This is a genomic window from Mycobacterium sp. Root265, from assembly GCF_001428895.1.
GTDB lineage: Bacteria > Actinomycetota > Actinomycetes > Mycobacteriales > Mycobacteriaceae > Mycobacterium.
Genome location: NZ_LMJA01000031.1, coordinates 744416 through 753314, shown reverse-complemented (window position 1 = coordinate 753314; position 8899 = coordinate 744416). Strand labels below are relative to the sequence as shown.

Here is an 8899-nt window from a genome sequence, read left to right as displayed (position 1 = left end):
CCTCCGGTGACGGCGAGGACCTGACGCAGCCCGTAAGGACCCGGACCCACGATCTGGGGTTCGGCGAGCTCCGCGGTGTAAGAGAACTCCGGCTCCAATTTCATTGTCTGATCCTCTTTTTCGGGCGGCGCTGCCTTCAACGCCGCGGACAGATCAGAGCGTGCACTATGTGTCTGTGATAGTCAACACATTGTCGAGTTTATCGGGATGCCTCGCGGTGGCCGCCATGAAGGAGGGGGTCTCCGTTCCTAAAGTGGACATAGTGTTGACTAGAATCGACTGTGAGTCTAATCTCAACTCTGCCAGGCCGTGACGCTGAACACCGGCTCACGGAACCACACGACAAAAGAGGATTGACATGGCCACCACATCGGACGTCGACCAGATCCAACCGTCAACTTCTCGGAACGGCGAGAGCTATGTCTCCCACCGGGACGACATCCACTTCAACATGACCGGTGACTTCATGACCGGCGTGGATTTCTGGATTCACGCGACCGGAGAGTCCACCAACGGCCAGCTCATCATCATCGAGACCAATTGGGTGCGCGGTACCGAACCGGTGTGGCACATCCACCACCGCGAAGAGGAGGGCTTCTTCGTGATGGACGGCGAGATCAAGATTCACACCGAGGCTGGTTCGTACAACGCCAAGAAGGGGCAGTTCGTCTGGGGGCGTAAGGATCAGCGGCACACCTACGAGGTGGTCGGTGACGAAGCCCGGATTCTTGTGGTGTTCGTGCCGGGCCCCGACAGCAACGGCTTCGAGCCCAACGGCGGCATTGACAAGTACTTCTACGAAGCCCGCAATCGCGAGCTTCGGACCCCCGAGCAGCTGCAGGCCGAGGTCGAGAACCTGAAGGTCAACTACGGACTGGAGATGTTTCCCGAGCTGCCACACCCGCGCGACCAGAAGGCCTGAGCCTGGCTGTCGTTTCGGATATTTGGACTACCGAGCATTGGAGCTGTTGTGACCATCGATGTAACTCTTGACACCGTGCCGCATTGGATCGCCGGCGCGGCGGTCTCCTCGGCCGAGGGGCCACGTGCCGAGATCCACGATCCCGCTACGGGGCGTGTGATCGGGACTGTCGTGTTGGGCGGGGCCGACGCCGTCGACCAGGCAGTAGCGAGTGCTCGAACTGCAGCGGCAGCCTGGGCTGACACTCCCGCTCCCGCTCGCGCGTCCGTACTGCACCGTTTCCGGGTGTTGCTGAATGAGCAGATCGACGACTTGGCGTGGATCATCACGGCCGAACAGGGCAAGACGCTTGAAGATGCCCGGGGAGAGTTGGCACGGTCGATCGAAGCCATCGACGTGTCGCTTTCGGTTGTGCAGCAACTGAAAGGCGAGTACGCCGAGCAGGTCGCCAACGGCGTGGACACGTACTCCTTCCGGCAACCGCTCGGCGTGTGTGCCGGCATCACACCGTTCAACTTCCCGGTCATGGTGCCGGTGTCCATGTTCGCGGCCGCTATCGCTTGCGGGAATGCCTTCGTGCTCAAACCTAGTGAACAGGTGCCGTCAGCAGCGGTGCGGCTGGCTCAGATCATGAGCGAGGCAGGACTCCCCAACGGCGTGCTCAATGTGGTGCACGGCGGTGTCGAGGCCGCCGAGGCGCTCATCGATCATCCTGATGTCGCCGCAGTGTCGTTCGTCGGATCCACCCCGGTAGCACGTGCGATTTACCGGCGCTCGGCCGATGCCGGCAAGAAGGTGCAGGCCCTGGGTGGTGCCAAGAACCATTTGGTGGTGTTGCCCGACGCCGACCTCGATGCTGCCGCCGATGCGCTGGTTTCGGCGGCCTACGGCGCCGCAGGTCAGCGGTGCATGGCCGTGACGGTCGCGGTCGCGGTTGGTTCGGCCGCAGATGCACTGGTGACCAAGATTGCCGAGCGCGCGGCCGCGTTCAAGGTGGGTCCGGGCGCGGCGCTGGGTACCGACATGGGCCCATTGATTTCAGAGGGCGCACTCGATCGCGTCAGAGGGGCGCTGCAGCGATCCGTCGAACAAGGCGGCCGGCTGGTCGTCGACGGACGCGAAAGGCCAACGCCTGCAGCCGGTTACTTCATTGGCCCCAGTCTGGTCGACGGCGTAAGCGTCGACAGCGATCTCTACCGCGACGAAGTGTTCGGACCGGTCCTGAGCGTGGTGCGCGCCGAGAGTCTCGACCAAGCCCTGCAGATCGTCAACGACAATCCCTACGGGAACGGCGCGGTCATCTTCACTAGCAGTGGGACCTCTGCTCGTCGATTCAGCAGAGGCGTCCTGGCTGGCAGCGTAGGGATCAATGTGCCTATCCCCGTGCCCATCTCCTGGTTTGGTTTCGGCGGCTGGGGTGACTCGCGCTTCGGGGATGACGGGCTCAATTATGACGGCTACCGGTTCTACACGAGGTCCAAAGTGGTCACCCAACGTTGGACCGACCCCAAGCCCGGCCTTGCTCCCCACTTCGTCGCGGCCGGCAGCCAGTAGCGGTCACCACAGGAGTCTTCATGCCCGAACAACCCATGGCCGTGCCGCCCTCTGAGGCCCCTCCTCGACTCGACCACGTCGGCATCCTGGTACGCGACCTGGACTCGGCCCTCACGCAGTGGTCCGCCCGGTTCGGAGTGGGGGTTGCTCGCAAAGTCGAGGTCCCCGCCATGGGCATCAGCGCGGCGTTTCTCGACATTTCCGGAGCAGAGGTCGAGCTGTACACCATCGACGATCGAGACGCGCTCGATGCAGCCCTTGCAGGAGCACCGGCAAAACTCGACCACGTAGCACTACGGCTACACCGTGCCGATGGCCCTGAGCTCGCGGGCTGTGCCATCCGAGGGCCTGGACGCGCGGAACCGATTTCAGCACCGATCCTGCTCGGCGATGCCACACATGTCTGGACCGAGCCTCCCGGAATCGATGTTCTGCTCCAGCTCATCAGACCGGTTCAGTAGGAGCGAGACCTTATCTGTTGCACTACAGGGTTTCTCGCCGTACGAGACGCAACACGAAACAACTAGGAAGAGGAGTAAACATGGGACGCATGGAAGGAAAGGTCGCTCTGGTCACCGGAGCGGCGCGAGGTCAGGGGCGAGCACACGCAATCCGCCTCGCGCAGGAAGGTGCAGACATCCTCGCGTTCGACTGTCCGGCGAAAGCAGGGGTTCCCTATCCCGTCGCCACGACCGCTGACCTCGAGATCACGGTCAAGGAAGTCGAGGCCCTGGGCCGGCGAATCATCGCACACGAAGGCGATGTTCGTGAGCAGGCTCCGCTGGACAGCCTGGTCGCCGAGGGCGTGCGGGCCTTCGGTGGACTAGACGTCGCAGTGGCCAACGCCGGCATCTGGACGGTTCACCCTTTCGCGGACATCCCTGAAGACGAGTTCTTGGATGTGCTGGACGTCAACATCATGGGGCCCTGGCGCACCCTGAAGGCGGTAACGCCCGCCATGAAGACGCGCGGAGGCGGATCGGTGATCATCACCTCGTCCGGCAATGGCGTCGAGGGATCTCCCCACTACGTTCACTATGTGGCATCGAAGCACGGCGTTCTCGGGTTGGCCAAGAGCGCCGCACTGGAGTTCGGTCAGTTCGGCATCCGAGTCAACTCGCTGCTTCCCGGGCCGACCGATACTCCCGCCCTGGATTGGCAAGGTGGCTACGATCTTTGCGCGGGCAAGGGGCCCGGAAACGGCGTCAAAGAGGACCTGCAGGGCGCGAAGTACTGGTCGGCTCTCCGGGATGTGGGCCTGCTGCCGCCGCAGGCCATGAGCGAGGCGGTCCTGTGGCTGGCCTCTGACGAATCACGTTGGACGACAGGCCTCGAAATGTTGGTCGAGGGCGGGCACATGCTCATGCCGGGTCTGAACATGACGAAAATGGCGCTGGACAACCAATAACGGGCCGAGCGCACCCTGGAAGTCAGGTGAGCCCTCTCCGATACGGCGTCAATCACGTCTTCGGAGAGGGCTTCCGGCGTTTATCGGACTTCTTGACGGGCTTCCACTCAAGCCCATAGACGGTTCGCAGCCAAATGGTGGTCACCGTTTCGGCCATGCTGTCCAACGGAATTGCGTTCTCGCTACGCATACTCATCAACGAGAGGTTGCGTTCTCCCATCCACATCAACGCAGCAGCCAATGACCTCGCCGGCGGTCCGTCGATGGCCACACCGGCAGCTCTGTCTCGTTCGATGCTGGCAGCCGACGCGTCGATGAATCGACCGAGGATCGTGTCCCATTGCGTCTGCAAGTCCGGCTCGGCCGCAGCGGCGTCGCCCACTTCGCGAAGAACGTGACCATGGCGTTCCCACACCTGGATGACCTCGTTGACCGCATGCTCGATGGCTGCCTCCGGCGGCATGCCGGCGGGACGTTCAAAGATAAGTTGTGAAGCCTGGAACACATCGGCTGTGACCCGCGAGAGCAGCGCGGACAGCACCTGCCACTTGGATTCGAAGTAGAAGTAGAACGATGACCGCGACAGTCCCGCGCGCTTGGTGAGATCGTCGATGGAAATGTTGCGCAGGGGGACAGTGCGCAACAGGTCGTAGGCACCTTCGAGGATGGCTTGCTCGCGTTTATCGCCTTTGATATTCCGGCGGCCCACCCGCGTTTCCGCTGCGCTCAAGCTAAAAGGTGAAGTTGACGCCATAACAAGCATGATAGGTCAGGTCGACGGCCAGGGAGGTGCGCCGGCGGCACTTTCCGTACGGCGGGCCCTCGATGCAACACCATTGTTCGACAGTGTGTTGATTATATTGCACTCGGTGTGTAGAATACGGTTTCAGTGGCCTCGCTTGGAAGTCCCGCGGACCCGATCATCTACTCACATTCGGCTGCTCTAGCTGCGCTCAACGGGTTTCGCTCGCCGACCGCGGAATCAATGCGAGCTCTCTGTTTCGAAATAGGAGTCAACTGTGTCTAATCTCGCAGCTAATCTTGTCGCTACTGCGCTGAAGTACGGGGACCGGCCAGCGGTGAAGCTGGACGAGTACGTGCTCTCCTATGAGGAACTGCATCACTGGGCCTCGGCGGTAGCCGGAGATCTGCGCGTCCACGGCGTGCTCCCCGGCGACCGAGTGGGTCTCATGCTCCCGAACGTCCCGGCCTACCCGCTGTTGTTCTACGGGGCGCTACTGGCCGGCGCGGTTGCCGTCCCGATGAATCCGTTGCTCAGTGCCCGTGAGGTCGAGTACCACCTCACCGACTCGGGCATGACCGTGGTGTACGGGTTGGACAGTAGCGATGCGACCGTCTCGGCGGCAGCGGCGAAAGTCGGGATTCGCGCGGTATCGGTACCCGCCACAGGCCCAATCGATTTATCCGGCAGCCCAATTCAAGAGGCCACCGCTCGCGCCGACGACGATACCGCCGTCATCCTGTACACCTCGGGGACCACCGGAAAACCCAAGGGCGCAGAACTCACGCACCGGAACATGTCCTCCAACGCCGCGACAACAGTGGACACACTGATCAACGTGGGCACCGAAGACGTGATCCTTGGTTGCCTGCCGTTGTTTCACGTTTTCGGCCTCACGTGCGGCCTCAATGCAGCAGTCAAAGCCGGGTCCCTTCTCACGCTCGTGCCCCGCTTCGACGCCGCGAAGGCATTGGAGGTCGTGGCCCGCGATCGAGTGACCGTCCTGGAGGGCGTACCCACCATGTACGCCGCGATGCTGCACTCACCCGACGCAGATGACACCGACATGTCCTCGCTGCGCACATGCATCACCGGCGGTGCTCCCATGCCCGTCGAGATTCTCAAAGCGTTCGAGCGCAAGTTCGACTGCGAAATCTATGAAGGGTACGGGCTCTCAGAGACGGCGCCCATCGCCTGCTTCAACCAGCCAGGCCACCAGCGCAGACCCGGCACCATCGGGGTACCCGTACGGGGCTGCACGCTGCGCATCGTCGGCGATGACGGCGAGGACATTGCTGATGGCGTACCGGGCGAGATCGCCATCCAAGGCGAGAATCTGATGAAGGGATACTGGAACCGACCTGAGGCGACAGCCGAAGCCATCCCCGATGGCTGGTTTCGTACCGGGGACATCGCCACTCGCGACAGCGACGGGTACTACACCATCGTGGACCGGAAGAAGGATCTGATCATCCGCGGTGGGTACAACGTGTACCCCCGCGAAGTCGAGGAAGTGCTCTACGAACATCCCGCTGTCGCTGAAGCTGCGGTGATCGGCATCAAACACGCCGACCTCGGGGAGGAGATCGGCGCGGCCGTCGCCCTCAAGCGTGGGGCGCACGCAGAAGTCGGCGAATTGAAGACGTTCGTCCGAGATCGGCTTGCCGCGTATAAATACCCGCGCGAAATCTGGTTCGTCGACTCCGTGCCGAAAGGTCCTACCGGCAAGATCCTCCGGCGCCAAGTGCAGCCGCCTGTCCTCGCGGGAGCCTCTGATCGACAACCTTTGGCGAGCTCATCGGATGCTGCGGCGATTCGGTCGGCCGAACCGGCGGGTAACTGACTGTAGGAACGTCTCCGTGCCGGGCGCCTCTTTGCTCGCCCAGCGCACAGATGCGTCCGGATGGCGGAGCAGGGCGTAGAGACCGAGATCGTCCCAAGTGGTGCGCAAAGAGCCGTGTCATCCGCGCGAGGGGGCGCTTCCGCGCCGAGTGAACGGTCCGAACGAAGACCACGCTGACATCGCTGCCGAAAAGGTCCAAAGATCGGATTCGAGAACAGCAGAAGGTCGTAGTCACCGGAAGTATTCCATCGCAAGTACTTTCACAGTGAGCTGCGGTTCTGACTCCGCTGGTGGCCGGAGGCGGAAACCATACTGCACAGCCACTTCTGCACGCCAGAATCGATACTGCAGAACGAACGTCATACTCGCATGCGCTGAGACGGCGCGCGATCGCCGACGCCGACAGCGGCTATAGCGTGCAGCGATACGCGCACGCGCCGGCAGAAGGACCGGCGTTGCGCTGCCTCGCCACCCAACCGGTGACCTACCACCGATTGGGCGGCGTGCTCTTCAACAACGGGGGCTAGGGGAGCGGTCCGACCTGGACGACCGTCTTTCCGCGTGCGCCGCCGGACAGTGCCTGATTGAGGGTTTCGCGAGCACTTTCCAGACCTTCGACCACGGTCTCGTCGTATGTCACCGAGCCCTCGCCCAGCGCCGCGGCGAGCTTGCCGATGATCTCGGCGTAACGCCCGACGTGGTCGGTGACAATAAAGCCCCGCAAGGTGGCTCGCTGCATGAGCAGTTGGTTTGCGTTGCGCAGGCCCGGCTGGTCGCCGTCGTCGTTGTAGGTGTCGTACTCCGAAATCAGACCACACAGCGCCACTCGTGCGCCGATATTCAACCGGCCCAGGACGTGATCCATGATCGGGCCGCCCACGTTCTCGAAGTCAACGTCAACGCCGTCGGGGGTCGCCTCGTCGAGTTGCTCGCGCCAGTCCTCAGAGCGCCGGTCTACGCATGCGTCGAAGCCCAGTTCCTCCACCAGGTGTCGGCACTTTTCGGCGCCGCCGGCGATGCCCACCACGCGGGCGCCTCGTTGCTTGGCAAGCTGTCCAGCGATCGAACCCACGGCCCCCCCTGCAGCGGAAACGACAACCGTGTCGCCGGGTTGCGGATCGCCCAGCTCGATGCCGATGAACGCTGAGATGCCGGTGTGGCCGAGTACTCCCAGGAACGCCGAAAGGGGCGCCGGCAGGGGGTCGGGCAGCACTGTGAACGGAAACTCCAGAACGGAATCGTCTGCGACACAGTATTCTTGCCAGCCGGTGAAGCCAAGGACGAAGGCGCCGACCGGCAGATCCTCTCGCCGACTTTCGATCACCTGGCCGACGCCGAGGCCCCGCATCACGGCGCCCAACTCGACGGGCGGGATGTAGGAACGCAATTGGCTCATCCAGACACGGTTCGTGGGGTCGAGCGACAGGTACAGCGTGCGGACCAGCGCCTGCCCCTCAGCAATATCGGGGACTGATTCCTCGACCCATTCGAGATCCTGTTCGGTGACTTGGCCTTGCGGCCGCCGCTGTAGGCGAAACAGCCGGTTGGTGCGTGTTTTCATAGCGAATCCTCGTTGTCAGCGGTGACTGGAATGGTGGTCATCAGACGTCAAAGCACTTCATCCACAGGATGGCGTCGAGACGTCCTGTGATTTTAGACTCATCGTCGTCATTAATCAACGATGTGTTGATTACCCGCCTGAGTGCGGCGTGGTGGTCATGAAAAACGTTCAGAGGCAGTGGATGCGGTATTTATCGACGGGGTGTTGACTATAAACGACGCATGGTGCACTCTCGATTTAGGTATCCGACTGTGACCGCAGTCGACCGAGAGATGGAGGCGGGCGCATGAGCGTACAAACAGACAACCGCGCGACGGTTGAGCGATTCTGGGGGGCCCTCGATGACGGTCCGCCCCGCGGCGAGGCTCTGGAGGCGTGGAAGGACAATTTCGCCGAGGATGGCGTCTGGGAGATGCCCTTCGCGCCGGAGCCTCTCGCCGACACCGTCCCCGGCCGACACCTGATCGGTCATTTCATCGACTGGTTCTTCGCGTCGGTGCCCGACCTCCGGATCGATTCGCTGACCGTGCACGACACGACCGACCCGGAACTCTTCATTCTGGAACTGCACGGAAAGGCGACGGTCACTCAGACCGGTAAGATTTACGCCAATACCTATTGCACCCATATGCGGATCCGGGACGGCAAGGTTGCGCTCATCCGCGAGTACTTCAATCCCAATGTTGTGCTCGAGGCCTTTGGGCGCGATGTCATCGCCGAGGGCATGTCAGCAGTGATGGCAGCCGCCGGAGTGGGTGCTGTCCAGTGAAGTTGGAGCCGGAGTTCTCTTACACCGCGGAGCTCGCCGAACCCCAGATCGTGGGTCCGGGTCCTTACGGGCTGCGTCAGGTCCTCGCCGTCACCGGAGG

Annotated in this window: 8 protein-coding genes and 2 pseudogenes; 7 read left to right on the top strand and 3 right to left on the bottom strand. The window is 62.4% G+C overall.

Annotated features, from left to right (window positions below; genetic code table 11):
- A pseudogene (locus ASE48_RS33765) lies at positions 1-104 on the bottom strand (DUF3237 domain-containing protein); the annotation flags it as partial.
- A gap of 254 nt (positions 105-358) precedes the next feature.
- On the opposite strand from ASE48_RS33765, the gene ASE48_RS29375 reads away from it, so the two are divergent.
- From ASE48_RS29375 to ASE48_RS29360, 4 genes are all read left to right on the top strand, one after another.
- Positions 359-922, top strand: a complete 564-nt coding sequence (locus tag ASE48_RS29375) for a cupin domain-containing protein (protein ID WP_057170651.1) — start codon at positions 359-361, stop codon at positions 920-922.
- 48 nt (positions 923-970) lie between these two features.
- Positions 971-2476 (top strand): CoA-acylating methylmalonate-semialdehyde dehydrogenase, encoded by a 1506-nt coding sequence (locus tag ASE48_RS29370; RefSeq protein ID WP_082614497.1) that lies wholly within the window; start codon positions 971-973, stop codon positions 2474-2476.
- Between the two features lie 20 nt (positions 2477-2496).
- Positions 2497-2937, top strand: coding sequence for a VOC family protein (locus ASE48_RS29365; protein WP_057170650.1), 441 nt, complete (start codon positions 2497-2499; stop codon positions 2935-2937).
- An 80-nt stretch (positions 2938-3017) separates the two neighbouring features.
- Positions 3018-3884 carry a mycofactocin-coupled SDR family oxidoreductase gene (locus tag ASE48_RS29360; RefSeq protein WP_057170649.1) on the top strand — a complete coding sequence of 289 codons (867 nt, stop codon included), beginning with the start codon at positions 3018-3020 and terminating at the stop codon, positions 3882-3884.
- A 52-nt stretch (positions 3885-3936) separates the two neighbouring features.
- Here the strand turns inward: ASE48_RS29360 and ASE48_RS29355 are convergent, their stop codons facing one another.
- Complete coding sequence (locus ASE48_RS29355; RefSeq protein ID WP_442928778.1) at positions 3937-4647, bottom strand: TetR/AcrR family transcriptional regulator; 711 nt, start codon at positions 4645-4647, stop codon at positions 3937-3939.
- Between the two features lie 256 nt (positions 4648-4903).
- Here ASE48_RS29355 and ASE48_RS29350 point away from each other — a divergent pair, with 256 nt between their 5' ends.
- Positions 4904-6469: a long-chain-fatty-acid--CoA ligase gene (locus ASE48_RS29350; protein WP_235571652.1), complete on the top strand. Its 1566-nt coding sequence runs from the start codon at positions 4904-4906 to the stop codon at positions 6467-6469.
- Positions 6470-6992: 523 nt separating this feature from the next.
- Here the strand turns inward: ASE48_RS29350 and ASE48_RS29345 are convergent.
- Complete coding sequence (locus tag ASE48_RS29345; RefSeq protein ID WP_057170648.1) at positions 6993-8030, bottom strand: NADP-dependent oxidoreductase; 1038 nt, start codon at positions 8028-8030, stop codon at positions 6993-6995.
- A 286-nt stretch (positions 8031-8316) separates the two neighbouring features.
- Between ASE48_RS29345 and ASE48_RS29340 the strand changes: the two genes are divergently transcribed.
- Positions 8317-8799: a nuclear transport factor 2 family protein gene (locus ASE48_RS29340; RefSeq protein ID WP_082614495.1), complete on the top strand. Its 483-nt coding sequence runs from the start codon at positions 8317-8319 to the stop codon at positions 8797-8799.
- A pseudogene (locus ASE48_RS33760) lies at positions 8796-8899 on the top strand (DUF3237 domain-containing protein); the annotation flags it as partial. The gene ASE48_RS29340 and the pseudogene ASE48_RS33760, both read left to right, overlap by 4 nt.

Coding starts and splice junctions, on each gene's coding strand:
- ASE48_RS29375 (WP_057170651.1), top strand. CDS start 359: ATGGCCACCACATCGGACGTCGACCAGATCCAACCGTCAACTTCTCGG.
- ASE48_RS29365 (WP_057170650.1), top strand. CDS start 2,497: ATGCCCGAACAACCCATGGCCGTGCCGCCCTCTGAGGCCCCTCCTCGA.
- ASE48_RS29340 (WP_082614495.1), top strand. CDS start 8,317: ATGAGCGTACAAACAGACAACCGCGCGACGGTTGAGCGATTCTGGGGG.
- ASE48_RS29355 (WP_442928778.1), bottom strand. CDS start 4,647: ATGCTTGTTATGGCGTCAACTTCACCTTTTAGCTTGAGCGCAGCGGAA.
- ASE48_RS29360 (WP_057170649.1), top strand. CDS start 3,018: ATGGGACGCATGGAAGGAAAGGTCGCTCTGGTCACCGGAGCGGCGCGA.
- ASE48_RS29345 (WP_057170648.1), bottom strand. CDS start 8,030: ATGAAAACACGCACCAACCGGCTGTTTCGCCTACAGCGGCGGCCGCAA.